Annotated in this window: 23 protein-coding genes; 6 read left to right on the top strand and 17 right to left on the bottom strand. The window is 65.4% G+C overall.

From position 1 onward, the window contains the following. Nucleotides 1-14: 14 nt before the first annotated feature. The 6 genes from ACI6S0_RS21460 to ACI6S0_RS21435 all read right to left on the bottom strand — a co-directional run bounded on the left by ACI6S0_RS21460 (nt 15) and on the right by ACI6S0_RS21435 (nt 5,669). On the bottom strand, nt 15-335 hold the full coding sequence (locus ACI6S0_RS21460; RefSeq protein WP_434404270.1) for a hypothetical protein: 321 nt from the start codon (nt 333-335) through the stop codon (nt 15-17). A gap of 93 nt (nt 336-428) precedes the next feature. Next, nucleotides 429-1,418: a phytoene/squalene synthase family protein gene (locus ACI6S0_RS21455; RefSeq protein WP_434404269.1), complete on the bottom strand. Its 990-nt coding sequence runs from the start codon at nt 1,416-1,418 to the stop codon at nt 429-431. Between the two features lie 54 nt (nt 1,419-1,472). Beyond that, the gene (locus ACI6S0_RS21450) at nt 1,473-2,054 is read right to left on the bottom strand and encodes a TIGR00730 family Rossman fold protein (RefSeq protein WP_434405982.1); all 582 of its coding nucleotides are present in this window, start codon (nt 2,052-2,054) and stop codon (nt 1,473-1,475) included. A gap of 31 nt (nt 2,055-2,085) precedes the next feature. Then, nucleotides 2,086-3,567, bottom strand: coding sequence for a phytoene desaturase (locus tag ACI6S0_RS21445; protein ID WP_434404268.1), 1,482 nt, complete (start codon nt 3,565-3,567; stop codon nt 2,086-2,088). Beyond that, nucleotides 3,567-4,715 carry a lycopene beta-cyclase CrtY gene (gene crtY / locus ACI6S0_RS21440; protein WP_434404267.1) on the bottom strand — a complete coding sequence of 383 codons (1,149 nt, stop codon included), beginning with the start codon at nt 4,713-4,715 and terminating at the stop codon, nt 3,567-3,569. The genes ACI6S0_RS21445 and crtY overlap by 1 nt, the downstream gene beginning before the upstream one ends. A 135-nt stretch (nt 4,716-4,850) precedes the next feature. Then, nucleotides 4,851-5,669: a DUF2711 family protein gene (locus tag ACI6S0_RS21435; protein WP_434404266.1), complete on the bottom strand. Its 819-nt coding sequence runs from the start codon at nt 5,667-5,669 to the stop codon at nt 4,851-4,853. 450 nt (nt 5,670-6,119) lie between these two features. On the opposite strand from ACI6S0_RS21435, the gene ACI6S0_RS21430 reads away from it, so the two are divergent. Beyond that, complete coding sequence (locus tag ACI6S0_RS21430) at nt 6,120-6,392, top strand: metal/formaldehyde-sensitive transcriptional repressor (RefSeq protein ID WP_010335593.1); 273 nt, start codon at nt 6,120-6,122, stop codon at nt 6,390-6,392. Then, nucleotides 6,389-7,417, top strand: a complete 1,029-nt coding sequence (gene dmeF / locus ACI6S0_RS21425; protein WP_434404265.1) for a CDF family Co(II)/Ni(II) efflux transporter DmeF — start codon at nt 6,389-6,391, stop codon at nt 7,415-7,417. The genes ACI6S0_RS21430 and dmeF overlap by 4 nt, the downstream gene beginning before the upstream one ends. A gap of 194 nt (nt 7,418-7,611) precedes the next feature. Here the strand turns inward: dmeF and ACI6S0_RS21420 are convergent, their stop codons facing one another. The 3 genes from ACI6S0_RS21420 to ACI6S0_RS21410 all read right to left on the bottom strand — a co-directional run bounded on the left by ACI6S0_RS21420 (nt 7,612) and on the right by ACI6S0_RS21410 (nt 10,464). Next, nucleotides 7,612-8,040: a TIGR01244 family sulfur transferase gene (locus ACI6S0_RS21420; protein ID WP_004209769.1), complete on the bottom strand. Its 429-nt coding sequence runs from the start codon at nt 8,038-8,040 to the stop codon at nt 7,612-7,614. Nucleotides 8,041-8,173: 133 nt separating this feature from the next. Beyond that, nucleotides 8,174-9,946 (bottom strand): DNA helicase RecQ, encoded by a 1,773-nt coding sequence (recQ, locus tag ACI6S0_RS21415; RefSeq protein WP_434404264.1) that lies wholly within the window; start codon nt 9,944-9,946, stop codon nt 8,174-8,176. A 197-nt stretch (nt 9,947-10,143) separates the two neighbouring features. Next, nucleotides 10,144-10,464, bottom strand: coding sequence for a hypothetical protein (locus ACI6S0_RS21410; RefSeq protein ID WP_434404263.1), 321 nt, complete (start codon nt 10,462-10,464; stop codon nt 10,144-10,146). 38 nt (nt 10,465-10,502) lie between these two features. Here ACI6S0_RS21410 and ACI6S0_RS21405 point away from each other — a divergent pair, with 38 nt between their 5' ends. Beyond that, nucleotides 10,503-11,627, top strand: a complete 1,125-nt coding sequence (locus ACI6S0_RS21405; RefSeq protein WP_434404262.1) for a serine hydrolase domain-containing protein — start codon at nt 10,503-10,505, stop codon at nt 11,625-11,627. On the opposite strand, the gene ACI6S0_RS21400 is transcribed toward ACI6S0_RS21405, so the two are convergent. The 6 genes from ACI6S0_RS21400 to ACI6S0_RS21375 form a co-directional block, all read right to left on the bottom strand. Beyond that, complete coding sequence (locus ACI6S0_RS21400; protein WP_434404261.1) at nt 11,624-12,409, bottom strand: PhzF family phenazine biosynthesis protein; 786 nt, start codon at nt 12,407-12,409, stop codon at nt 11,624-11,626. The two genes, ACI6S0_RS21405 and ACI6S0_RS21400, sit on opposite strands and share 4 nt — an antisense overlap. Before the next feature lie 215 nt (nt 12,410-12,624). Beyond that, the gene (locus ACI6S0_RS21395) at nt 12,625-14,406 is read right to left on the bottom strand and encodes an SLC13 family permease (protein ID WP_434404260.1); all 1,782 of its coding nucleotides are present in this window, start codon (nt 14,404-14,406) and stop codon (nt 12,625-12,627) included. A gap of 262 nt (nt 14,407-14,668) precedes the next feature. Next, the gene (gene aroC, locus ACI6S0_RS21390; protein ID WP_097385215.1) at nt 14,669-15,742 is read right to left on the bottom strand and encodes a chorismate synthase; all 1,074 of its coding nucleotides are present in this window, start codon (nt 15,740-15,742) and stop codon (nt 14,669-14,671) included. 27 nt (nt 15,743-15,769) lie between these two features. After that, nucleotides 15,770-16,576 carry an enoyl-ACP reductase FabI gene (gene fabI, locus ACI6S0_RS21385; protein WP_004209757.1) on the bottom strand — a complete coding sequence of 269 codons (807 nt, stop codon included), beginning with the start codon at nt 16,574-16,576 and terminating at the stop codon, nt 15,770-15,772. Then, entirely contained in the window at nt 16,573-17,496 is a 924-nt protein-coding gene (locus ACI6S0_RS21380; RefSeq protein ID WP_434405981.1) for a YihY/virulence factor BrkB family protein, read from the bottom strand. Before ACI6S0_RS21380 ends, fabI begins: the two co-directional genes overlap by 4 nt. A 56-nt stretch (nt 17,497-17,552) precedes the next feature. Next, nucleotides 17,553-18,479 carry a DnaJ C-terminal domain-containing protein gene (locus ACI6S0_RS21375; RefSeq protein WP_434404259.1) on the bottom strand — a complete coding sequence of 309 codons (927 nt, stop codon included), beginning with the start codon at nt 18,477-18,479 and terminating at the stop codon, nt 17,553-17,555. A 136-nt stretch (nt 18,480-18,615) separates the two neighbouring features. On the opposite strand from ACI6S0_RS21375, the gene pdxH reads away from it, so the two are divergent. After that, a complete protein-coding gene (pdxH, locus tag ACI6S0_RS21370; protein ID WP_037521916.1) occupies nt 18,616-19,191 on the top strand; it encodes a pyridoxamine 5'-phosphate oxidase in 576 nt (191 codons plus the stop codon). Nucleotides 19,192-19,370: 179 nt separating this feature from the next. After that, nucleotides 19,371-20,702, top strand: coding sequence for a dicarboxylate/amino acid:cation symporter (locus ACI6S0_RS21365; protein WP_004209753.1), 1,332 nt, complete (start codon nt 19,371-19,373; stop codon nt 20,700-20,702). Nucleotides 20,703-20,767: 65 nt separating this feature from the next. On the opposite strand, the gene ACI6S0_RS21360 is transcribed toward ACI6S0_RS21365, so the two are convergent. Next, a complete protein-coding gene (locus ACI6S0_RS21360) occupies nt 20,768-21,652 on the bottom strand; it encodes a bestrophin family protein (protein WP_434404258.1) in 885 nt (294 codons plus the stop codon). 137 nt (nt 21,653-21,789) lie between these two features. Between ACI6S0_RS21360 and ACI6S0_RS21355 the strand changes: the two genes are divergently transcribed. Next, nucleotides 21,790-23,118, top strand: coding sequence for a dicarboxylate/amino acid:cation symporter (locus tag ACI6S0_RS21355; RefSeq protein WP_434404257.1), 1,329 nt, complete (start codon nt 21,790-21,792; stop codon nt 23,116-23,118). On the opposite strand, the gene ACI6S0_RS21350 is transcribed toward ACI6S0_RS21355, so the two are convergent. After that, a complete protein-coding gene (locus ACI6S0_RS21350; RefSeq protein ID WP_434404256.1) occupies nt 23,081-23,650 on the bottom strand; it encodes an NADPH-dependent FMN reductase in 570 nt (189 codons plus the stop codon). The two genes, ACI6S0_RS21355 and ACI6S0_RS21350, sit on opposite strands and share 38 nt — an antisense overlap. Nucleotides 23,651-23,686: the final 36 nt, after the last annotated feature.

The following is a 23,686-nucleotide window of genomic DNA, read 5'->3' as shown; positions in this document are numbered from 1 at the left end:
GACCAATGCCGGACCTAATGCTTCAATCCTAAACCGCCATAAAGCGGCCTGTCTGCTGACCAGCTTTCATGGTTCAGATTTCCCCTCATATTTGCGTCGAAATCCGTCACGGTGATTGATGACGTTAAAAGGGTTTCTTTGCCTTGAGCGAAAGCCGCCTTTGCATATTTTTCGACAGCCTGATGGAATGACCATGCAGCGATCTGCATCCAATGGTCATCTCCCAATCGCCTTTCCAACGACCAGTAAATGTCATTCTGTTCGTTCCCTAGAATAGGAACTTCGGCTGGCCAAAGCTGCTTCACGCGATCGAACATTTCCTGCGGATCAATCATGATTGAGAGGCATTCCTAACGATACCAAGGTCATCGTATGTCGGCTAAAGCATGGATGTCCATCTGAAGCAGCCATTCCGCTCTCCACCCAAGTCAGACAGTAGGCCGCGTCCACAACCCGGCAGCCCGCGCCGCCCTTGCCGGCCAGCGCCGCGCCCGTCCCGGCACCTGCCGTCCCGCGCGGATCACCCAGCCCAGCTTCTCGCGCGCCGGCGTCACCACGCGATGGTCCCAGGCATGCTCGCCCCGCCGCGCCACTTCGCGCGCGATGTCGCCATAGATGCCGGCCGCCGCCAGCACCGCCCAGGCCGCCCGCGCCGGCAGCGCGCCGGTGCCATGGCGCGCGCTATCCTCATAGGCCGCCGCCATATCCGCCAGCCGCTGCCCCAATATCGCCAGCTGCGGCCGCAGCCAGGGCTTCATATGCTCGCCGGGCGGCATGTCCATTTCCACCAGCCATTCGACCGGCAGGTAGCAGCGGTCGGCCAGTTCATCCTCGCTGATGTCGCGGGCGATATTGGCGAGCTGGAAGGCGATGCCCAGGTCGCAGGCGCGGTCCAGCGTCGCCTCATCCTCCGGGTCGACGCCCATCAGCACCGCCATCATGCAGCCGACGGCGCCGGCGACATGATAGCAATAGCGCAGCATGTCGGCCTCGCTGCGCGGCCGCCAGTCGCGCGCATCGAGCGCAAACCCCTCCAGCAGGTCATGGGCATAGCGGTGCGGGATCGCACATTCGCGCATGACGACGCCAAAGCCGTCAAAGGCCGGGTCGCCGGTCGGATCGCCGCGCAGCGCCGCATCGGTCAGCACCCGGAGCGTCGACAGCCGTGCCTGCCCGTCGGCGACGCCCCGCATCGTCCCGCCATGGTCCTGTCCATCGGCGATATCGTCGCATTTGCGGCACCAGGCATAGAGCAGCCAGGCCCGCTCGCGCGTCAGCCGGTCGAACAGCTTCGACGCCATGGCAAAGCTCTTCGAGCCCCGCGCGATGCTGTCGCGGGCATGGGCGACCAGGGCGGGGCGATTCCATTCTCCCGTCCCGCCTGCGGGAGGGGCCGGGGGAGGGCCTGTTAAGTCCATGAAGCGGACATGCCCTCCCCTGACCCCTCCCGCAAGCGGGAGGGGAATATTATTTCAGAGCCGTGCGGCCTTCATCGCGAAGATCGTCTCATGCGGCTGATACGCCGCCATCTGGTCCAGCAGCCCTTCGATGCTGTCATCATGGATCATGATGCCGGCATGCTGCGGCCGGATGAAGCCGGCTTCCACCATCTGCCGGTTGAAGCCGATCAACTGGTCATAGAAGCCTGCGACATTGAGCAGGCCGACCGGCTTGTTGTGATAGCCCAGCTGCGCCCAGCTGATCGCTTCCCACAGCTCGTCCATCGTGCCGACGCCGCCCGGAATCGTGACGAAGCCGTCCGACAGGTCGGTGAAGAGCTGCTTGCGCTGGTGCATGGTCTCCACCACGTGCAGTTCGGTGCAGCCGCGATGCGCGACTTCGGCGCCGACCAGCGCCTCGGGGATCACGCCGATCACCTCGCCGCCCGCTTCCAGCGCCGCATCCGCCACCGCGCCCATCAGGCCCAGCCGCCCGCCGCCATAGACGACGCCGATGCCGCGCTGTGCCAAAATGCGGCCGACATGGCGCGCCGCGTCGATATAGGTGAGGTCGGCCGGCGTCGCCGAACCGCAATAAACAGCCAGTCTTTTCATCATCTTCCAGTCCCGAAGCGCCGCGCGCTCCTCAAGCCATGTCCTGCAGCATCAGCGCCGCGGTCGCCTTGGCGCTGCCCACCACGCCGGGGATGCCCGCGCCGGGATGGGTGCCGGCCCCTACCAGATAAAGGTTGGGAATGACATCGTCGCGATTATGGGCGCGGAACCAGGCGCTCTGGGTCAACAGCGGCTCCAGGCTGAAGCCGCTGCCCAGATGGGCATTGAGGTCGCGGCCAAAGTCGCTCGGCGCATAATGGAACTGGGTCACGATGCGCGACCGGATGTCGGGGATCAGCCGATGCTGGATCTCGTCCAGGATGCGCTCGGCATAGGCCGGCGCGAAGCGATCCCAGTCGATCGGCAGCTTGCCCATGTGCGGCACCGGGGCGAGCGCATAGAAGGTCGAATAGCCCTCCGGCGCCATCGACGGATCGGTCACGGTCGGGTGATGCAGATAGAGCGAGAAATCCGCCGGCAGCACGCCATGGCTGTAGATATCGGTCAGCAGCCCCTCATAGCGCGGGCCGAACAGGATCATATGGTGGGGAATGCCCGGCCAGCTGCCCTTGATGCCGAAATGCAGCACGAACAGGCTGGGCGACCATTTCTTGTGCCGCAGCTTTTCCGCCTGCTTCTGGCCGCGCGGATGATGGCCCAGCAGGTCGCGATAGCTGTGCATCAAATCGCCATTGCTGGCGATCGCATCCGCCTCCCCGCGCCAGCCCGACGCGGTGCGCACCGCCACCGCCCGGTCGCCATGCGTTTCGATCTCGACCACCGCGTCGCCCAGCCGCAGCACGCCGCCCAGCCGCTCGAAATGGGTCGCCATGCCCTGCACCAGCCGGTTGGTGCCGCCCTTGGCGAACCACACGCCGCCATCCTTTTCCAGCTTGTGGATCAGGGCATAGATGCCGCTGGTGGTCATCGGATTGCCGCCGACCAGCAGGCTGTGGAAGGACAAGGCCTGGCGCAGCTTCTCGTCCTTCACATGGCTCGACACGATCGAATAGACCGATCGCCAGGCCTGATATTTGGCGAGGCTCGGTCCCGCCCGCACCATCGAGGCAAAGTCGAGAAAGGCGACCGAGCCGAGCTTGCGATAGCCCTCCTCATAGACGCCATCGGCATAATCCAGGAACCGCTCATAGCCCGCGACATCCTCGGGATTGAGCTTGGCGATCTGCGCGCGCAGCGCCACCTCGTCGTTGGAATAGTCGAAATTGGTGCCGTCGCGCCAGTTGAGCCGGTAGAAGGGCGACACCGGCACCAGGCTGACATCCTGCGCCATGTCGTTCCCCGACAGGCGCCACAATTCGGCCAGGCAGGCCGGATCGGTGATGACCGTCGGCCCCGCGTCGAAGGTGAAGCCGTCCTTCTCCCACATATAGGCGCGGCCACCGGGGCGGTCGCGCGCCTCGATCAGGGTGGTTGCCACCCCGGCCGACTGCAGACGGATGGCCAGCGCCAGGCCGCCAAAGCCCGCGCCAATGACAATCGCTTTCCGCTCCATCAGGCGGGTGGGTTCAGCAATGCGTGCATGGCATCCCTTATGCGCACCGGGGGACGCCCGCACAAGATGCGGATGCGATCGGCGATGGTCGATCGCCCGGCATAGAAGCGCTGGATCAGCCCCGGCCGCAGCCGATAGAAGCGGGCAAAGATGCGCCAGCGCTGGTCCGGCACCGCAGCGCCGAAGAGCATCCGGCCAAGCAGCCGATAATAAAGTCCCTTCTTCCAGTGCGCCGCAGCATAGGTCCGCGTCGCCGCCGGCAGGCCCTTCAAGGGCTGCTCCACCAGCCAGGTCGCGAATCGCACCGCATCGGGCAGCGAATAGCCGGTCATCGGCTGGAACAGCCCGGCCTTCACCCCGGCCCGCGCGACCGGGTCATCGGCCGGCCAGTAACGGTCGAAATCGCCGCCATGCACCACCGGCAGCACGCCGCTCTCGCTGTGGATAACTTCCTCCACCTGCCACCCCTGCGCCTGCGCATAGGCGGCGATCCGCTCCGCGATCCCTGCCTCGTCCAGCGCGGGGCTATCGCTATAATAGGTATCCTCGACAAAGATCGTCCGGGCGTCGCGCGGCAGCAGATAGACGAAGCGATAGCCGTCGATCTGCGCCACCGTCGCATCCATGATCACCGGCCGCGCAATCCCGTGCGGCTGTGCCAGCCGCAGCGTCTGCCCGACGAATTTCTGCCAACCGCAGCGCAGCGCCGACAGGTCGCCCGCGCCCCGCACATCGATCATCGCAGGCGCGCTGATCCGCCGCCCATCCTCCAGCACCAGAAATTGCCGGCCGATTGTCGCCACCCGCGCGTCGGTCAGCAGGCGATCGCCCAGCGCCGCCCGCACATGCGCGTCGAAACGGGGGGAGGCGATGCTGTTATAAGGGGTGTCGAGTTGCCGCCGATAGCCGGGAAAGCGCACTTCATGCCCCTGCGACCAGCGGCTGCTGACCAGCGGATCGACCAGCCAGCGGTCGCGCGCATCGACATCGCCGTCGAAGAAGGACCAGATATGATTGCCGCCGACATGATCGGCCTGCTCGATCAACAGGATGCGCGTACCCGGCCGCCGCTCGGCAAAGGCAAGCGCGATCAGCCCCCCGGCAAGGCCCCCGCCGATAATCGCAAGATCGCATTCCAGATCAGCCACTCCCCCTGTTAGCGACGCCGACGCCAAAGGCAAAGCCGGACAGGCAGGCAGGGGTGTCCGGGATGGGTGGGAAGCGGACCGGCGGCTTTTAGCCAACCGGTTTGGAAAGCGGACATGTGCTAGTCGCTTCGCGAGCTATTCCACAAGCGGGATGCAGGGCTGTCTAAACCAAGATGATTCCGTTTCTTCGGAACACCAAAACCCCTCGAACAAACTGGCGATCTTTAGGCCTTGGAACGCCTCTTCTTTCCCAAGAAGCAGTGTGTAGAAGCTATCCCAGTGGACCCATGCTAGAAGTGAGTGATCGGGAGCAATCAGGCGTTTCACGCCATATTGTGGAAGGTCAGCCATGCCGTCCCACAAATCACCTTGTTCCAACGAGCTAGTGTCGACCAGGCGTTCATCATCGCCAAATTCATCTCCCACGATCAGCCGGCTAAAACCGGCTCGTCTGAACACTGCGGCGAGGTTGGCTTGCATCAGCGGTTCGAAACGCCCCTCGTTCGGCGGAAATATGCCATGCTGAGAGCAGTAAATGGTGAGACGCTCTGATTTGGCGGCGCCCGCAAAGCCATGCTTGAGGCCGCCGATGCTCGTTCTCAAAGCCTGATCCAAATCGCAGTGGTTAGCGAAATCAGCCTGCTGACAGATCGTTCGCCAGCCGATCTGCCGTCCATATCGCTTTGCCGCACTATCGACCCCTTCGAAACTAATCTCCTTACCAACGCGTCGATTAGCCACCTCTTCGTCCGCCCACTCCAACAAACCAAGTGCAGCAGGAGCCGCCGAGCCTGAAAGGACAAGCGTTCCGTGTTCGCAGGTCTTCGGGTCGAGCCCTTTTACGGTGAAAAATGGATGGAGGGCGACAAAGCCGTGTGTGTATGCGCCGCTAAACCAAGGTAGGATGGGCGTATCGTCGGGCGGGCCAAACTTATCTCGATCGATCATATCCATGCCCCGTTCTAATCGCATACCGTTACGATGTCAGCTTTCGGGCTAGGCCAACTCTACGATGAACGGCACAAAATGGTCGTCAGTTGCCATCCCGCGTCCGTCATGCCGGGCTGGCCCCGGCATCCCGCTTTCCAATTCGGCCTTTCTCTGATCTACCCTGAGCGATGGACACCCGCTCCACTTTCCAGCCCTCGCCGCCAAGCCGCTGTCACCCGACCGGCGCGCAAGTGTCGTTTTCCTGTCGCCTCGTTGTCCTCTCCCTGTCGCGTCGAAGCCGCGTCATCATGCCCCGGTTGTCGCGCGGCAGGCGCTTGGCCGGCGCGTTGGCCCGAAATCACCCGCACGACACTGTGAACTTCGACTGTTGCGTCGATCTTGGGCTTCCATCGGCATTCCCGCCCATCCCCGGCGCCTTGCTTGACTTATCCACATAGTATAGGGGGGTATCCTATGCACATTATCGCGGATCGGGACAAATTGCTGGCGCGGGTGCGCCGCATCGCGGGGCAGGTCAACGCCGTCGAGCGCCAGTTGGCGGGCGACGCGGGCTGCTCGGAAACGCTGCAGCTGGTCGCCTCGGTGCGCGGCGCGGTCGGCAGCCTGATGGAGGAGCTGATCGAACAGCATATGCGCGAACATGTCGCCCGCCCCGGCCTGACCGACGAAGCGCGCACGGCCGCCACCGAAGAAATGCTGGCGCTGATCCGCCGCTACGGGAAATGACCATGCACGACGATCACGCCCATGCGCACCATCATCATGGCGCCGGCTGCAACCATGACCATGCGCATCATCCCGCCCCGGCCGCCCCGCCGCCGACCGACAAGGACGGCGAGGAACGCCATTATTTCGACCATATCTATCTGAGCGCCGGGCATGACAAGAACGCCAGGCGCACCCTGTGGGTCGTCTGGCTGACCGCCGCGACCATGGTGGTGGAAATCGCCTTTGGCTGGATCACCGGGTCGATGGCGCTGCTGGCCGACGGTTTCCACATGGCGACCCATGCCGGTGCGCTGGCGGTGGCCGCCGCCGCCTACAGCTACGCAAAGCGCCATGCCCGCAACCCGCGCTACACTTTCGGTACTGGCAAGGTCGGCGACCTGTCCGGCTTCGCCTCCGCGCTGCTGCTGCTGCTGACCGCCCTGTTCATCGCGATCGAATCCGGCATGCGCCTGTTCGAGCCGGTGCAGGTCGCCTTTGGCGAGGCGACCCTGGTCGCCATCATCGGCCTGGTCATCAATCTGGTCAGCGCCCTGCTGCTCGGCCACGACCATAGCCATGATCATGGGCATGCGCACGGTCACGCGCATGACGACCATGATCACGACCATAAGGGGGGCCATGCCGACAACAACCTGCGCGCCGCCTATGTCCATGTACTGACCGACGCATTGACGTCGGTGCTGGCGATCGCCGCGCTGCTGGCCGGCCGCTATCTCGGCTGGTGGTGGCTCGATCCGGCGGTCGGCCTGCTCGGCGCGGTGGTCATCGCCCGCTGGGCCTGGGGCCTGATGAAGGACACCGCCGCCATCCTGCTCGACACCGCCGAACCCGCGCTGATGGCCAGGGTGCGCGGCCTGGTCGAAGCCGAAGGCGCCACCATCCGCGACCTCCATGTCTGGCGCATCGGCCCGCACGCCCATGCCGCGATCATCAGCCTGGCGCCCGGCGCCGACGGCGCCCGTGTCCGCGAACGGGTGCGCAGCCTGCCGCGCATGGAACATGTCACGGTGGAGTGCGGCTGAGCGTCCGCTTGAGAAAGCCGGTCCCGACCCGCTCCCCCGCCCTGTCCTACAGAGCCGGGCCCATGTTAGGCTGCGCCCGGCTCCTTCCCATCGTCCGGCGTCCCCATCCTTCTCGCAACATGATTTCCTACTTGAGTAAGGAAATGTCGAAATGTGCGGGAAATATGCGAAGTTAAGCGGACGAAATCCTATTTTCAGGCGGGCTTCAGCGCATCCATGATCTGGCGCACCGGGCCAAGATCATAGCCCGCAGCCGTCGCCTGTGCCGACAGCGCATCGGCATCGTCACCGGCCCGCGCGCGGGTCAGCGCCCACAGCAGGGTGCTGCGCGTGCCCGACCGGCAATAGGCCAGGATCTTGCCCTCGCCCGCCTGCTCGATCGCGGCGGCCATGCCGTCGAGCTGCCAGGGCGCGAAGCCGCCATGGGCCACCGGCACGGCGGCATAGGCGACACCGGCGTCGATCGCCGCCGCCTCGACCGCGGCACCGTTGGTCTGGCCCGGCTCCTCGTCATCGGGGCGGTTGTTGATGATCATGGTCACGCCCAGCGCCTTGGCGGTCTCCACCTGATCGACACTGATCTGGGGCGAGACATAGAGGCGGTCGGTCAGCTGGCGGAACATGGGCAAATCTCCTTCGCCCCCGCCATGCGCCCGCCCGCCACAGGATTCAAGCGTCTGCACGCCCAACCGGCATCGATGCCCCTTCATCCGTTCGTTTCGAGCCTGTCGAGAAACGGGGCCACACGCTCATCCGCTACAGATAGGACCGGATCGCCGCCAGGAAGGCATCGCCATAGGCATCCAGCTTCTTCTGCCCGACGCCGCTCACCATGCCCAGTTCATGGATGGTCGCCGGCCGCTGCTCGGCCATTTCGCGCAGCGTCGAATCATGGAAGATGACATAGGGCGGCACCCCGGCCTCCTGCGCCAGTTCGCGGCGGCAGGTGCGCAACGCGTCGAACAGCGGATCGCCGACTGGATTGGCGTCGCTGCCATTGCGGGCATTGCGCTTCTTCCGCTCGCGCCGCGGTGGCACCAGTATCCGCACCTCCTCCTCGCCGCGCAGGATCGGCCGGGCATTGGGCCCCAGCATCAGCCCGCCATGCTCGGTCGTCTCCAGCGCGTCCCGCACCAGCAACGCGCGCGACACCGGCCGCAGCAGGGCCGTCTCGTCGCCATCGACGATCGCATAGACGGAAATCTTGTCGTGCCCGCGCTCGCGAATCTTGTCGGTGACAGCGCCGCTCAGCACCGCCTCGATATGGCCCGCGCCAAAGCTCTGGCCGGTGCGATAGACCGCCGACAGATATTTACGCGCCGTCTCGGTCGCGTCGACACTGGCCGGCGGGGTCAGGCAATTGTCGCAATTGCCGCAGGTCGCCGGCGGATTCTCGCCAAAGTGCCGCAGCAATATCGCGCGGCGGCAGGTCGCCGTTTCCACCAGCGCCCCCAGCGCCGCGATCCGCGTCCGCTCGCCCTGCTGGCGCGCCGGTTCCAGCTCCATGATGCGCTGGCGGGCACGGGCGAAATCCTCCGCCCCCCAGAAGAGATGCGCGACCGCCGGCTCGCCATCGCGGCCGGCGCGGCCCGATTCCTGATAATAGCCCTCGATCGACTTGGGCAGGCCGGCATGGGCGACGAAGCGCACGTCGGGCTTGTCGATCCCCATGCCGAAGGCGACGGTGGCGACCATCACCATATCCTCGCTGGCGATGAAGGCGGCCTGGTTGGCGGCGCGTTGGGCCGGGTCCATGCCGGCATGATAGGCCCGCACCGCCCGGCCACCGCGCCCCAGCGTCTCGGCCAGCTTCTCGGTCGCGGCGCGGGTCGGCGCATAGACGACACCCGGCCCCGGATTGGCGGCAAGCAGATCGGCCAGCTGCCGGGTCAGTCCATCGCGCGGATGGACGGCATAGCGGATATTGGGCCGGTCGAAGCCCGAGATGATGAGGCCATCCTCGGGAATGCCGAGCTGGACGAGGATATCCTTGCGCGTATGCGCGTCCGCCGTCGCCGTCAGTGCCAGCCGCGGGACATCGGGAAATTCATCGAGCAGCGGCCGCAGCAACCGATAGTCGGGGCGGAAATCATGCCCCCATTCGGACACGCAATGCGCCTCGTCGATCGCGAACAGCGCAACCTTCGCCGAGCGCAGCAGATTGCGGAACCCCTCGCCGCTCGCCCGTTCCGGCGCGACATAGAGCAGGTCCAGCTCGCCATTGCGCAGCCGATCCTGCGTCTCGCGCCAGTCGGCATCGACGCTGGTCAGGCTGGCGGCGCGAATGCCCACTGCGGTCGCCGCGCGCAGCTGGTCATGCATCAGCGCGATCAGCGGCGAGACGACGACGCAGCAGCCATCGAGCGCCACGGCCGGCAGCTGATAGCAGAGCGACTTGCCCGCGCCGGTCGGCATGATCGCCAGCGTCGGCTGCCCCGTCATGACCCGGCCGACCACCTGTTCCTGCACCCCGCGGAACGTCGTGAAGCCGAAAATATCGTGGAGCAGCGTGGGAATGTCGCGAGGCATGGATCGGCCTTAGCGAGTCAGGGCCACAGGTGCCAGTAGCGCGGAGTGTCTGTTTGAGATGCGCCAGATGGCGCATTCCGGCACCAGCCCGCTCCCCCACCCGGCCACCCATAGAATACTGCCGTTGGGTGGCCGGGTGGGGGAGCGGGCTGGTGCCGTATCAGAAATCGCTCTTTCGCGATTTCTCAAACACGCGCTTAACCCGCCGGATCGAGCAGACAGCCCCAGCCCGGCTTGAAGCGTGCGGTGCGCGACGCCAGCAGCGGGACATGCGCCTCGACCGCCCGCTCCTCCGGCTTGTCGGTCAGCCGGACCATCGCCATGCCCGGCTCCTTGTCGCTCTGGCAGCTGCCCATGGCGCGGCCCTCGACATAGCGGCAGGAACAGGTGAGCCGCGCGCCATAGGCCGATCCGAGCTGCGCGCGGGCGCGCAGGGTCGACCAGTTCCACGCCAGCGCGGCCAGCAGCGCGACGACGATCACCGCCGCGACGATCCACCATTTACCACGAACCGCCATGGTCCTTCTTCCCGCCTCCATGCTAAGGGCGCCGGCTTATGCAGATCGAGAAGCGAATCGTAAAGCGCCTTGCCATGGGTGCCGGACTGGTGGCGCTCGTCCTGGCCGGCACGCTGGCGGGGCGCGCGGCCCATGCGCCCGAGCCCGTCTATAGCGTCGACACCGACGCCGTGGTCAGCGCGAGCGCGCTGCGCGGCGCGATCGATCCGCTGTTCGACGACAAGGAGATGGGCGATACCCGCGCCCTGCTGGTCATGCGCGACGGCAAGGTGATTGCCGAACGCTATGCCCCCGGCATCACCCCCGACACGAAATTGCTGTCCTGGTCGATCGCCAAGAGCGTGACTGCGGTGCTGGTCGGCCTGATGGTGTCAGACGGACGGCTTGCGCTCGATTCGCCGGTGCCGGTCGCGGCCTGGAGCCAGCCGGGCGATCCGCGCGGCCGCATCACCCTGCGCCAGTTGCTGTCGATGACCTCGGGCCTCGACCATGCCGAGGATGGCGAGCCGATCACCGACGGCGATACCGTGCGCATGCTGTTCATGGACGGCGCGCAGGACATGGCGGCCTATGCCGAATCCAAGCCGCTCGCGCATGTTCCCGGCGAGACATTTTCCTACTCCACCGGCAGCACGATGATCCTGTCGGACCTGATGACCCGGATGCTGACCAACAGCCCCCATCCCGATGTGCGTCGCCGGGCGATGCAGATGTTCATCGACGGCCGGCTGAAGGCGCCGGGCAAGCTGTCCAGCCTGACCCCGGAATATGACGCCAATGGCACGCTGATCGGCGGATCGATCATGCACATGACCGCGCGCGACTATGGTCGCTTCGGCGAATTGCTGCGCAACCATGGTCGTTCGCCCAACGGCCATCAGATCGTGCCGGAAAAATGGGTCGACTATATGCGCGCGCCGTCGCCCCGGAACGCGGCCTATGGCGCCCATCTCTGGCTCAACCGGGACAGCAGCGAGAGCGCGCTGATGCCCGGCCTCGCCTCGGCCAGCCTGTTCGGCTGCGTCGGCCATAATGGCCAATATATATTGGTCGCGCCCGGCCAGCGGCTGACGATCGTGCGGATCGGCATGTCACCCAAGAAGGAACAGCGCGCCGCCGTGAAGGCGCAGCTGGCCCGGCTGATCGGCCTCTTCCCCGGTTAAAGGGTGAATATGCCCTCGATCACCGTGCGGCAGACGCCGGTCATCACCACCCGGTCGCCCTCCAACCGACAGCCCAACCGCCCGCCCCGCGCCGACGCCTGATAGGCGCTGATCGCATCCTTGCCGAGGCGCTCGGCCCAATAGGGCGTCAGCAGGCCATGGGCCGATCCGGTCACGGGATCCTCGTCGATCCCGCCGCCGGGCACGAAGACCCGGCTGATGATGTCGCTGTCGTCGCCCGGCGCGGTCGCCATCAGCAGATTGTCGCCCAGCTTGCGCAGGGTTGCGAAATCAGGCTCCAGCGCCCGGATCGCATCGGCATCGCGATAGACGAAGATCGCATAGCCACCCTCGCGCCAGCGTGTCTCGACGATGTCCCCGCCCATCCCCGCCGCCAGCTCCGGCAGCGGCCTGGGCGCGCTGGTCCAGGCCGGCAACGACAGTTCATAGCCCTCGCCCGCACGGGTCACGGTCAGCACCCCGGCATGGCGCGTGCGAAAACGGATGGTATCGCCCTGCATCAGCACATGCCCGCTCGCCAGCGTGGCATGGCCGCACAGCTTCACCTCGACCGCCGGGGTGAACCAGCGCAGCGCATAATCGGCCTCTGCATCCTCCGGCGTCGGCACGGTGAAGGCGGTTTCCGACAGGTTGTTTTCCGCGGCGATCGCCTGCAGCACCGCGTCGTCGAGCCAGGCATCGAGCGGCATCACCGCCGCCGGATTGCCGGTGAAGGGCGCGTCGGCAAAGGCGTCGACCTGGGTGAAGCGAAGGCGGGTCATGGCGATACTCCTGATGGATCGCCGCCTTCATGCCGGGCCCGCATCCGTGCCGACAGGGCCGGATGCGGGCAATTGGTCCCTTGGCAGGTACGTTTAAAATCCCGTTCGGACTGAGCGAAGTCGAAGCCATCCACTGAGCGGAGCGAAGTGCCCTCCCGTCGGTCGGGTGAGCCCTTCGACTTCGCTCAGGGCGAACGGCGATAGACGGAGCGACGCTAGCCCAAAATGACCAACGCCGAACAAACCGCAACCCCGACGATCAGGTTGAGCGGCACGCCGATGCGCACGAAATCGGCGAAGCGATAATCGCCCGCGGCATAGACCAGCGCATTGGTCTGATAGCCGATCGGCGTCGCAAAACAGGCCGATGCGCCGATCATCAGCGAGATCACCAGCGGACGCGGATCGGTGCCCAGCTGATGCGCCAGCGCGATGGTCAGTGGGGTCAGCAGCGCCGCGACCGCATTGTTGCTGAGCAGCTCGGACAGGATCAGCGCCGCAAAATAGACGATGAAGACCAGGCTCCATTGCGGCGCGACCTGCATCAGCGGCGTGATCCAGCCGACCATCAGCGCGACGCTGCCCGCCTGTTCCAGCGCCAGGCCGACCGCCAGCATGGCAAAGATCAGGATCAGCACATCGCCGTCGATCGCCGCCCACGCCTCCTCCGCATCGATGCAGCGGGTGACCAGGATCACGCCGACGGCGATGAAGGCGGCCAGGCCGATGCCGATCACGTCGAGCGCCGACAGGATCACCACCGCGGCCATCGCCAGGATCGCGATCCATGCCTTGCGCGGGCGGAAGGCGCGCGTCCGGCTGATGTCGACGCCGATCAGGTTGGGATTGTCTTTCAGCGAACGCATCGCGTCATCGCTGCCCGCCACCAGCAGCCGGTCCGCGCCGCGCACCCGCGTATCGGCCAGGTCCGGGCCGGGCAGATGGCGGGCGCGATGGATGCCGATCAGGCGGACGCGCAGGGCATGGAGGAAGGGAATGTCGATCAACCGCTCGCCGATCGAGGGGTGGCTGGGCGCAACCATGGCCTCGATCACCGTGCCCTCGCGCGCGGAGGTTTCGGAATCGGCGGCAATGCCCAGTTCGAAATCGCCCGATTCGCGCAGCGTCATGATCGCCGTGCCATCGGCCCGGACGATCAGCCGGTCGCCGACATGCAGTCCCTCCTGCTCCAGGTCGTGGCGCCGTATCTCGCCGGCCCGCTTGAGCCCGATCAGGGTGACCGAGCGGCCAAGGACGGACAATTCGCCAATCTCCCGCCCGACCAACTCGCTGTCCGGCGTCACGACCAGTTCGGTCAGATATTCCTGCACATTGCCGCCATTCTCGCCCGCGATCGAGGGCGGGTCGCTGGGCAGCAGGAAGCTGAGGCAGGCCAGGCCGATGACGCCGGCAATGGTGCCGGCCAGGCCATAGGGGGTAATATCGAAAATGCCGAAGGGCTGCATCCCCTGTTCGGCGGCGATCCCCGCGACGATCAGGTTGGTCGACGTGCCGATCAGGGTAACGCAGCCGCCCATCACCGCGACCGCATTCATCGGGATCAGCAGTTTCTTGACCGGATAGGCGGTCGCCTGCGCCAGCCGGAACATGATCGGGATCAGCAGCACGACGACCGGGGTGTTGTTGAGGAAGGCGGACAGCAGCACCGTGCCCACCGCAACCTCCACCAGCGCCAGCCGCGGATGCTTCTGCGCCCGCACCATGACCAGATCGGCGATGCGGTTGATCGTGCCGGTGCGGATAAGCGCGCCCGACAGCACGAACATCGCGCCCACGGTCAGCGGCGCGCTGTTCGAAAAGACGGAGAAGAGCGATTTCTCGTCGAGCAGGCCGAGCAGCGCGAAGGCACAGGCACCCAGCACCGAGACGACGGTCGGAGAATAGCGTTCGCGCACGAAGGCGACGAACATGCAGGCGAGAATGACCAGGCCGATTTCCGCGCGGTAAATGCCCAATAGCGCGGTGATGAAATGCATCTCGTCTTGCCCCCGTTCGATCGCGTGATCGCGTCTCTAACGGAGGTGAAACGAAATGGGCCAGCCATGGTTGCATGGCTGGCCCGTGTCGCGGCGTCAGGGGACGTTTTGACCGTCAATCCACGCATAGCGTGCTGACGCTCCCCAGGCTTACGCTCTGCCGCTCACCCTCCCGCGGGTGACCATGTCATCCTAGCGTAACATGGGTGAGTCGTCTCGCATCTTTTGCACATTCGACGCGCGATTGGCGCAGTTCGGCGCGTCAGTCGGCCCCGCATTGGGCGCGGTGCAGCAGCTTCTGGTCGGCCAGCACCAGCGCCATCATGGCTTCGACCACCGGCACGCCGCGAATGCCGACGCATGGGTCGTGACGGCCCTTGGTGATGATGTCCGACGCATCGCCTTCGCGCGTCACCGTCTCGACCGGAATCAGGATCGAACTGGTCGGCTTGAAGGCGATCCGCACCTTGACCGGCTGGCCGGTCGAAATGCCGCCCGCAATGCCGCCGGCATGATTGGCGAGGAAGACCGGGCCATCGGCGCCGGGCCGCATCGGATCGGCATTCTGCTCGCCGCGCAACCGGGCAGCCGCGAAGCCGTCGCCAATCTCCACGCCCTTGACCGCGTTGATGCTCATCATCGCGCTCGCCAGTTCGCTGTCGAGCTTGGCATAGAGCGGCGCGCCCCAGCCGGCCGGCACGCCCGATGCCACGCATTCGACCACCGCGCCGAGCGACGAGCCATCCTTGCGCGCGCCATCGACCAACGCTTCCCAGCGCACCGCGGCTTCGGCGTCGGGACAGAAGAAGGGATTCTGGCCGATCTGCGCCGCGTCGAAATTGCCATAGTCGATCGCGTCGCCGCCGATCTCGCTCACATAGGCGAAGATATCGACTTCAGGGATGACCAGCCGCGCCACTGCACCGGCCGCAACCCGGCTGGCGGTTTCGCGTGCCGAGGACCGCCCGCCGCCGCGATAGTCGCGAAAGCCATATTTGGCGTCATAGGCATAGTCGGCATGGCCGGGGCGATAGGCCTTGGCGACCTCCGAATAATCCTTCGATCGCTGGTCGGTATTCTCGATCATCAGGCTGATCGGCGTGCCGGTGGTCTTGCCCTCGAACACGCCCGACAGGATGCGCACCTCGTCCGGCTCGCGCCGCTGGGTCGTGAACTTCGACGTGCCCGGCTTGCGCAGGTCGAGCCAGGGCTGGATGTCAGCCTCGCTCAATGCCAGGCCCGGAGGGCAGCCATCGACCATTGCGCCGATCGCCGGCCCATGGCTCTCGCCCCAGGTCGAGAAGCGGAAGACGCGACCGAATGTGTTGAAGCTCATATCCGTTCCAATCCGGTCGCGTCGTTCTTACTTGTCCAGCGCGATGTCGGGCGCGTCTTCGGCCTTCATGCCGATGACATTATAGCCCGCGTCGACATGGTGGATCTCGCCCGTCACGCCCGAAGCGAGGTCCGACAGCAGGTAGAGGCCGGCACCGCCGACATCGTCGATCGTCACGTTGCGACGCAGCGGCGAGTTCAGCTCGTTCCACTTCATGATGTAACGGAAATCACCGATGCCGCTGGCGGCCAGCGTCTTGATCGGTCCGGCCGAGATCGCGTTGACGCGGATATTTTCCGGGCCAAGGTCCATCGCCAGATATTTGACGCTGGTTTCCAGCGCCGCCTTGGCCACGCCCATGACGTTGTAATGGGGGATGACCTTTTCCGCGCCATAATAGCTCAGCGTCAGCAGGCTGCCGCCTTCCTTCATCAGCTTGCGCGCGCGGGCCGCGACGGCGACGAAGCTGTAGACCGAGATGTTCATGGTCATCAGGAAATTGTCGAGGCTGGTGTCGGCATAGAGGCCGCGCAGCTCATTCTTGTCGGAAAAGCCGATCGCATGGACGACGAAGTCCAGCTTTCCCCAGCGCGCCTCGATCTCGGCAAAGGCCTCGTCCAGCTTCGCCATGTCGGACACGTCGCAGTCGATCAGGAAGTCCGAACCCAGCTGTTCCGCCAGCGGCTTGACGCGCTTGGCCAGCGCCTCGCCCTGGTAGGAGAAGGCCAGTTCCGCGCCCTGCGCATGCAGTTGCTGCGAAATACCCCAAGCCAGCGACTTGTCGTTCGCCAGCCCCATGATGAGCCCGCGCTTTCCCGCCATCAAGCCTGTCATATCGTCGTTCCGTTCCCTTTGTCCTGCACGGTGCCGGCTGCTTCGTCTTCCGGAAATTCCGCCAGTGCCGCATTCAATTCGGCGCCAATTACCACGCCGAGCCCCACGAGAAAGAAAAAAATGAGGGTGATCATGACACCGGCCAGACTGCCATAGGTCCGGTCATAGCCGCCCAGCATCGACAATGTGACCGGCAATAGCAGGGTGACGGCATACCACCAGAGCGCAGTGGCGGCCGCGCCGGGCCATTTGGGAAAGCGCTTGTCACGGTAGAGCGACGGGGTCAGCGAGACATAGAGCGAGTGGAGCGCCACGCATAATATCGCCATCGGCACCAGCTTGGCCGAGGAAACCCAGGCGATCGCCTCGTCCGCGAAGGGCAGCAGCCGGAGGAGCAACTGGTCCACCGCCGTTATCATCACCTGCATCGAAAAGGCGAACATCACCGCCAGCACACTGACCAGCGTGATGCCCACCGACGCCAGCCGATAACGCCAAAAGGGCTTGGTGCTCTTCGTCCCATAGGCACGGCGCAATATGTCGCGGATCGTCTCGATCAGGCTGCCCACGGTCCAGAGCCCCACCAGACCGCCGAACCAGAGCAGATTGCCGGAACGTGCCTGCAACACATCGCTGATCGGCTGGCGCACGACATCGGCGACGCCGCGCGGCACGGTATAGAGAAAGGCATTCACCGCCGACAGCCCGTCCGACGTGCGGCCAAAGACGCTGGCGACGGCGGCGGCGACGATGAAGAAGGGAAAGAGCGTCATCAGCGAGAGATAGGCCAGGTTCCCCGCATGGATGAACCCGTCGCTATAGACGCCCACCATCACCCGCTTGGCGATCTCAAAGCTGCGCGATCCCGGCCGGACCCGATCGATCTGGCGATGGAATTTCTCCTGCGCCTGCGCCGCCATGTGGCGGCGCGACTCCGGACTATAGGGGGAAGGCAGCGGCACCCTTGCCGAACGTCCTAGACGCCCAGATGGGTCCGCACCGCGCGACCATCCTGCCAATCCTCAACCAGCTGGAGGATCACCGGATCATCGGCAGGCACGTCGATCAGCAAGGTCACAAGCTGGTCGCCGCGCTGGCCATCCTTGCCGGTAAAGCCCTTGCCGCGCAGGCGCAGCGTCTTGCCCGATGTGGTGCCGGCCGGCACGCCCAGCATCACCGGGCCATCGACGGTCGGCACCTTCACCTTGCCGCCCTTGACGGCTTCGTTGATGGTGATCGGCAGGTCGAGCAGCACATTATCGCCGTCGCGCTTGAAGAAGGGGTGCGACTTGACCTCGATGGTGACGATCGCGTCGCCCGCACCGCCCGCGCCCGGCTGCCCCTTGCCGGTCAGGCGCATCTGCGTGCCGGTTTCGACCCCGGCGGGCAGCTTCAGGTCGATCGTCTTGCCATCCTGCAGGGTGATGCGCTGCGGCGCCAGCGTCGCGGCGTCGACGAACTGCACCGCCAGCCGATAGGCGACATTGGCCCCCTTGGCCGGCGGCGCGCCGCGACCAAAGCCGCCAAAGCCGCCCCCGCCCCCGCCCCCGGCGCGACGGCCCGCGCCGCCGAACAGGCCTTCGAAAATGTCACCGAAATCGGCGCCGCCCTCGTTGAACTCGAACCCGCCGGGACGGCCACGCCCGCCGCCACCGCCGCCAAAGCCGAAGGGCGCGGTCGGATTGCCATCGGCATCGATCTCGCCCCGGTCGAAGCGGGCCCGCTTGTCCTTGTCCGACAGCAGGTCATAGGCGTTGGTCACGGCCGAGAATTTCTCCGCCGCCTTCGGATTGTCCTGATTCTTGTCGGGGTGATATTGCTTGGCCAGCTTGCGATAGGCGGACTTGATCTCCGCTTCGCTCGCGCTGCGCGCCACACCCAGAGTGGAATAGGGATCCGCCATCTATCATCCTGTTATGCTGAAACCGGTATCTGCCGCATCACGGCCATATCGCCCCTATGTGGCCGAAGGCCGGGCATCGTTCAAGCTGCGGCGCATCCGTATCGACAGTGTGGTGCCGGGAATCTAAGGCAGGGTCATGACCGATCCCTTCGCCCTTTTCGACGAGTGGTATGCGCAGGCGCGCGAGACCGAACTCAATGACAGCAACGCCATGGCGCTGGCCACGGCCGATGCGCAGGGCCGCCCGTCGGTCCGCATGGTGCTGCTCAAGGGCCATGGCCCCGACGGCTTCATCTTCTACACCAATTTCGAAGGGCGCAAGGCCGGCGACCTGCTCGCCAATCCGCATGCCGCCCTGCTGTTCCACTGGAAGTCGGTGCGCCGCCAGATCCGGATCGAGGGCAGCGTCGGCCCGGTCGACGACGCCACCGCCGACGCCTATTTCGCCACTCGCAGCCGCGACAGCCAGCTCGGCGCCTGGGCCTCCGACCAGTCCCGCCCGCTGCCCTCGCGCGCCGTCTTCATGGATCGCTATGAAGAGGTGCGCGCCCGGTTCGAGGGCGGCCCGGTGCCGCGCCCGCCCCACTGGTCGGGCTTCCGCCTGACCCCGGAACGGATCGAATTCTGGCAGGATCGCGAGCATCGCCTGCATGAACGGCGCGTCTTCACCCGCCAGGAAAATGGCTGGAACGAAGGGCTTCTCTACCCCTGAGCGAGCACCATGCCATTGTCCTGCCGTAAAACAGGGCGCGGAATATGGTGGCTCATTCGTCTATCCCCGCACAGTCCAAGCCTGCCCGATTGCGGGCTGGCCGGGCGCCTGTTAGGTGTCACCACCCAGCAGAACAGAATGAATGCGCGGGCGGACCGCTCGCTGGCTAGAGGAATATAATGCGAAATCGACTGACGGCCTACATCCTGACAGGCATGGTCCTGGGCGTGATCGTGGGCTTCGTGGCCAATCTCTGGGTCGGCGGGGATGAAGCGCTGGCCAAGGATGTGGCGGGCTATTTTCACCTTCTGGCCGACATCTTCCTTCATCTGATCAAGATGATCATCGCGCCGTTGGTCTTTTCCACGCTGGTCGCGGGCATCGCCCATATGGGCGACAGCGCGGCGCTGGGGCGGATCGGCGGGCGCGCGCTCGCCTGGTTCATCATCGCCAGCCTGATCTCGCTGACCTTGGGCCTGATCTTCGTCAATTTCTTCGAACCCGGCGCCGGCCTCAACCTCGTCCGGTCGGGCGCGGATGCGGGCGTCAACACCGAAGCGCTCAATTTCCGCGACTTCATCCTGCACGTCTTCCCGACGTCGATGATCGGGGCGATGGCGGACAACCAGATCCTGCAGATCGTCGTCTTCTCGCTGTTCGTCGGCGTGGCGCTGACCGCCATCGGCGAAAAGGGCAAGCCGATCATCACCGTGATCGAGGCGCTGGTCGAGCTGATGCTGCAGGTCACCGGCTATGTCATGCGGGTCGCGCCGCTCGCCGTGTTCGGCGCCCTCGCCTCGTCGGTGACGGTGCAGGGCCTGGGCGTGCTCAAGACCTATGGCGCGCTGGTCGGCGAATTCTACATCGCCCTCATCTGTCTGTGGGTGCTGCTGTTCGGCGCGGGCGCGATCTTCCTTGGCAAGCGTATGTTCAAGCTGATCCGCTATGTCCGCGAGCCGATCCTGATCGCCTTCTCGACCGCCTCGTCGGAAGCCGCCTATCCCAAGATGCTGGAGCAGCTCGACCGGTTCGGCGTGCCGCGCCGCATCTACAGCTTCGTGCTGCCGCTCGGCTACAGCTTCAACCTCGACGGCTCGATGATGTATGCGACCTTCGCGACCATCTTCATCGCCCAGGCCTATGGCATCGACCTGCCGATCGCGACCCAGATCACGATCCTGCTCGTCCTGATGGTCACCAGCAAGGGCATCGCCGCCGTGCCGCGCGCCTCGCTGGTCGTGGTCGCCGCCACGCTCGGCCAGTTCGACCTGCCGGTCGAGGGCGTCGCCTTCATTCTGGCGGTCGATCATTTCATGGACATGGGCCGCACCGCCACCAACGTGCTCGGCAATGCCATCGCCACCTCGGTCATCACCAAGTGGGAAGGCATGCTGGAAGTGGAAGAGCCGGTCGACGTGCCCCATCCCAAGGCGCCGGCCCATACCCCGTCCCACGGCCGGGCGGGGCTGGAACTGGCCTCCGACATGGTCGACGAAGATCGCAAGGGCTAAGGCCCGCGCTTCAATGCCAAAGAAAAAGCCCCGCCTGCATGTTGCCGGCGGGGCTTTTTGTTACCTTACCACAGGACACCACGCACCGGCGTGACGGGGTCTGGCGCCGGATCGCCGATCGACTGGAGCAGGTCGATCTCGATCGTCCGGCACATGGCGGTCAACGGCACGTCATGCACGCTGTCGGCAAAGGGATCGGTCAGATCATCGCCGATCCGCAGCACCGCCATGAACATCAGCCCCGCGACCGTCGAACCCAGCGGCGTGGCGAAACCCAGCGTCTCGACCAGCCCGATCGGCAGCAGGATGCAGAAGAGGTGGGTGAAGACCACCGGCAACAGTCGATACTGGAAGGGCAGCGGCGTGTTCTTCAGCCGCTCCATCCCGCCCTGGGCATTGGCGATGTCGACCAGCACCTTCTCCATCTGGGTCTGCTGGATGGTATCGATCCAGCCTTCCCGCCGCGCCATGTCGATCCGCCGGCCAGTGCTGTCGAGCAGGCCATTGGCCGAATTGGCGCGCGCCAGCGCCTTGCCCTGATCCTCCTCGCGCAGGAATTTGGTCACGTCCTCGCCGATCGTCTGGCGCCGCAACTGGCAGCGCAGCGCATTCACATAAGCGATCTGGCGCTTGACGATCTCACGCTTGAGGTCGCGGGCCTCCGGGTCGGGCAGGAAATTGCGCGCCGAACGCGCCAGGCTGCGCGAGGCGTTGATCATCGCCCCCCACAATGTGCGCCCTTCCCACCAGCGCTGGTAACTGCTGTTCGACCGGAAGCCCAGGAACAGGGCGAGGGCCGAACCGAAGATGGTGAGCGGCAGCGAAGGGGCCTTGAACGGCAATAGATAATAAGCGGCCGTGACCGCACAGTCCCACACGAACAGCGCGGTCAGCGGTTTCCACACTTCCGATGCGATCCGGCGCATGCTGGGGACGGCATCAACGATCATGCAAGACTCCTTCTGGTGAACCGGCCCAACGCCCGAGCATGCGGCTATGCTCCGTCGATGCCCTAACGAAACGAAATATTGCCGGCCGCGCAACCCGCTTCCGCATGGCTCGTTGGTCGGGAGGAAGAGGAGAAGCCATGAGTGGTTCGGGCACAGAGGAACAGGCGGGGCGACGCGCGGCCTTCTCGCTGCAATGGCAGATGCTGGCCGGCTTCCTGATCGGCCTCACCGCCGGGCTGATCGCCTATGCCGTAACCCCCGGCGCGCCCTGGATCGATGCGGTCACCCGCTATCTCACCGGCCCGATCGGCCAGGTCTTCCTGCGCCTGCTGTTCATGCTCGTGATCCCGCTGCTGGTCTCCGCGCTGATCGTCGGCATCGCCGAAATGGGCGAAATGCGCTCGCTGCGCCGGGTGGGCCTGCGCACCCTGATCTACACGTTGATCGTTTCGGGCATCGCCGTCGTCATTAGCCTGGCGCTGGTCAACCTGCTGCAGCCGGGCAGCGGCGTCGATCCGGCGCAGGCCCGTGCGCTGTTGGCCGATGCGGGACAGGGGGCCAAGGCGATCCTCGACCGCGGCGCCGACACGCCCACCGGCATGCAGGCGCTGATCGCGATCGTCCCCGACAATGTGATCGCGGCGATGGCCGACAATGACATATTGGCGGTGATGGTCTTCGCCCTCTTCTTCGGCATTGGCCTGGTGCTGGTGCAGACGAAGGAAACGAAGCTGCTGCTCGACGCGATGGAGGGGCTGTTCGCGGTGACGATGCGCCTCATATCGATCGTCATCCGCCTGGCGCCGATCGCCATCGCCTGCTTCATGTTCAACCTCGCCGCGCAGTTCGGCTGGGACTTGCTGCTGCGCCTGTCCGCCTATGTCGGGGTCGTGCTGCTGGCGCTCGCGATCCAGATGTTCGGCATCTATTCGCTGCTGATCGCCCTGCTGGCGCGCCGGTCACCGCTGCGCTTCTTCGCCGCCGTGCAGGAAGCGAGCGTCATGGCCTTTGCCACCGCCTCCTCCAACGCCACCCTGCCGACCGCGATCCGCGTTGCGGAGGAGAATCTGCATCTGCCGCGCCGCATCGCCCGCTTCGTCCTCACCATCGGCGCCACCGCCAACCAGAATGGCACGGCGATGTTCGAGGGGATCACCGTCCTGTTCCTCGCCCAATTCTTCCATGTCGACCTCAGCCTTGGCCAGCAGTTGATGGTGATGCTGGTTTGCATATTGGGCGGGGTCGGCACGGCAGGGGTGCCAGCCGGGTCGCTGCCGGTGGTGGCGATGATCCTGGCGATGGTCGGCATCCCGCCCGAGGGAATCGGGCTGGTGCTGGGCGTCGACCGGCTGCTCGACATGTGCCGCACCGCGCTCAACGTCACCGGCGATCTGGTGGCCGCGACCGTGATATCGGCGCGCGAGGAGATCAGCGCTGCGCCTTCGCCGCCTGCGCCCACCAGATGAGCGTGTCGGCGAAACCCGCAAAGCCACGGTCCAATGCTGCGCCGCCCTCCCCCTGGGACCGGGCCTGCTCGTCCAGCACCTGCTGGATCTGACCGACGCTGAGGCGCTCGGGCATCACCGCCATGCCCATGGCGGACAGCGTCACCGTCCAGTCGGCATGGCTGTTCACCCCGGCAAAACGCCCCATCGAGTAGCTGGCAATCGCGGCGGGGCGACGGTCGAACTCCTTGAGATAATGGTCGACCAGATTCTTGAGACCGGGCTGCATGCCGCGATTATATTCGCCGGCGACGAAGACGAAGGCATCGGCGGCGGACAGGCGCTCGGCAAGATGCGCCATGGCGGCAGGCGCCTCGCCGGCCGGATAGTCGCTATAACGCAGGTCGAGCATCGGCAGGTCGATCGCCTTGGCATCGACCAGTTCAGCCTTGTGCCCACGCCCTTCAAAGCCGCGGATCAGATAATCCGCCAGCCGTATACCGAGCCGGCCGCGCCGATAGGAGCCGTAGAGGACGAGGATGTCGAGTGCCATGCGGAGCCTCCTGCTTGGATATCGGCTGTCTTGTCG

The organism is Sphingobium sp. DN12, assembly GCF_051058005.1.
GTDB lineage: Bacteria > Pseudomonadota > Alphaproteobacteria > Sphingomonadales > Sphingomonadaceae > Sphingobium > Sphingobium yanoikuyae.
The sequence above is the reverse complement of the archived record's forward strand: the minus strand, read 5'-3'. Positions and strand labels throughout refer to the sequence as shown.

Excerpts from the sequence above, each read along its gene's own strand:
- recQ (WP_434404264.1), bottom strand. The coding sequence starts at position 9,946 with ATGCCTCGCGACATTCCCACGCTGCTCCACGATATTTTCGGCTTCACG.
- ACI6S0_RS21360 (WP_434404258.1), bottom strand. The coding sequence starts at position 21,652 with ATGATCGTTGATGCCGTCCCCAGCATGCGCCGGATCGCATCGGAAGTG.
- pdxH (WP_037521916.1), top strand. The coding sequence starts at position 18,616 with ATGACCGATCCCTTCGCCCTTTTCGACGAGTGGTATGCGCAGGCGCGC.
- ACI6S0_RS21400 (WP_434404261.1), bottom strand. The coding sequence starts at position 12,409 with ATGACCCGCCTTCGCTTCACCCAGGTCGACGCCTTTGCCGACGCGCCC.
- ACI6S0_RS21450 (WP_434405982.1), bottom strand. The coding sequence starts at position 2,054 with ATGAAAAGACTGGCTGTTTATTGCGGTTCGGCGACGCCGGCCGACCTC.
- ACI6S0_RS21410 (WP_434404263.1), bottom strand. The coding sequence starts at position 10,464 with ATGGCGGTTCGTGGTAAATGGTGGATCGTCGCGGCGGTGATCGTCGTC.
- ACI6S0_RS21395 (WP_434404260.1), bottom strand. The coding sequence starts at position 14,406 with ATGCATTTCATCACCGCGCTATTGGGCATTTACCGCGCGGAAATCGGC.
- ACI6S0_RS21380 (WP_434405981.1), bottom strand. The coding sequence starts at position 17,496 with ATGGCGGCGCAGGCGCAGGAGAAATTCCATCGCCAGATCGATCGGGTC.
- ACI6S0_RS21455 (WP_434404269.1), bottom strand. The coding sequence starts at position 1,418 with ATGGACTTAACAGGCCCTCCCCCGGCCCCTCCCGCAGGCGGGACGGGA.
- fabI (WP_004209757.1), bottom strand. The coding sequence starts at position 16,576 with ATGACAGGCTTGATGGCGGGAAAGCGCGGGCTCATCATGGGGCTGGCG.
- ACI6S0_RS21365 (WP_004209753.1), top strand. The coding sequence starts at position 19,371 with ATGCGAAATCGACTGACGGCCTACATCCTGACAGGCATGGTCCTGGGC.
- ACI6S0_RS21350 (WP_434404256.1), bottom strand. The coding sequence starts at position 23,650 with ATGGCACTCGACATCCTCGTCCTCTACGGCTCCTATCGGCGCGGCCGG.
- ACI6S0_RS21460 (WP_434404270.1), bottom strand. The coding sequence starts at position 335 with ATGATTGATCCGCAGGAAATGTTCGATCGCGTGAAGCAGCTTTGGCCA.
- ACI6S0_RS21355 (WP_434404257.1), top strand. The coding sequence starts at position 21,790 with ATGAGTGGTTCGGGCACAGAGGAACAGGCGGGGCGACGCGCGGCCTTC.
- dmeF (WP_434404265.1), top strand. The coding sequence starts at position 6,389 with ATGACCATGCACGACGATCACGCCCATGCGCACCATCATCATGGCGCC.
- aroC (WP_097385215.1), bottom strand. The coding sequence starts at position 15,742 with ATGAGCTTCAACACATTCGGTCGCGTCTTCCGCTTCTCGACCTGGGGC.
- ACI6S0_RS21430 (WP_010335593.1), top strand. The coding sequence starts at position 6,120 with ATGCACATTATCGCGGATCGGGACAAATTGCTGGCGCGGGTGCGCCGC.
- ACI6S0_RS21445 (WP_434404268.1), bottom strand. The coding sequence starts at position 3,567 with ATGGAGCGGAAAGCGATTGTCATTGGCGCGGGCTTTGGCGGCCTGGCG.
- ACI6S0_RS21435 (WP_434404266.1), bottom strand. The coding sequence starts at position 5,669 with ATGGATATGATCGATCGAGATAAGTTTGGCCCGCCCGACGATACGCCC.
- ACI6S0_RS21375 (WP_434404259.1), bottom strand. The coding sequence starts at position 18,479 with ATGGCGGATCCCTATTCCACTCTGGGTGTGGCGCGCAGCGCGAGCGAA.
- ACI6S0_RS21420 (WP_004209769.1), bottom strand. The coding sequence starts at position 8,040 with ATGTTCCGCCAGCTGACCGACCGCCTCTATGTCTCGCCCCAGATCAGT.
- ACI6S0_RS21405 (WP_434404262.1), top strand. The coding sequence starts at position 10,503 with ATGCAGATCGAGAAGCGAATCGTAAAGCGCCTTGCCATGGGTGCCGGA.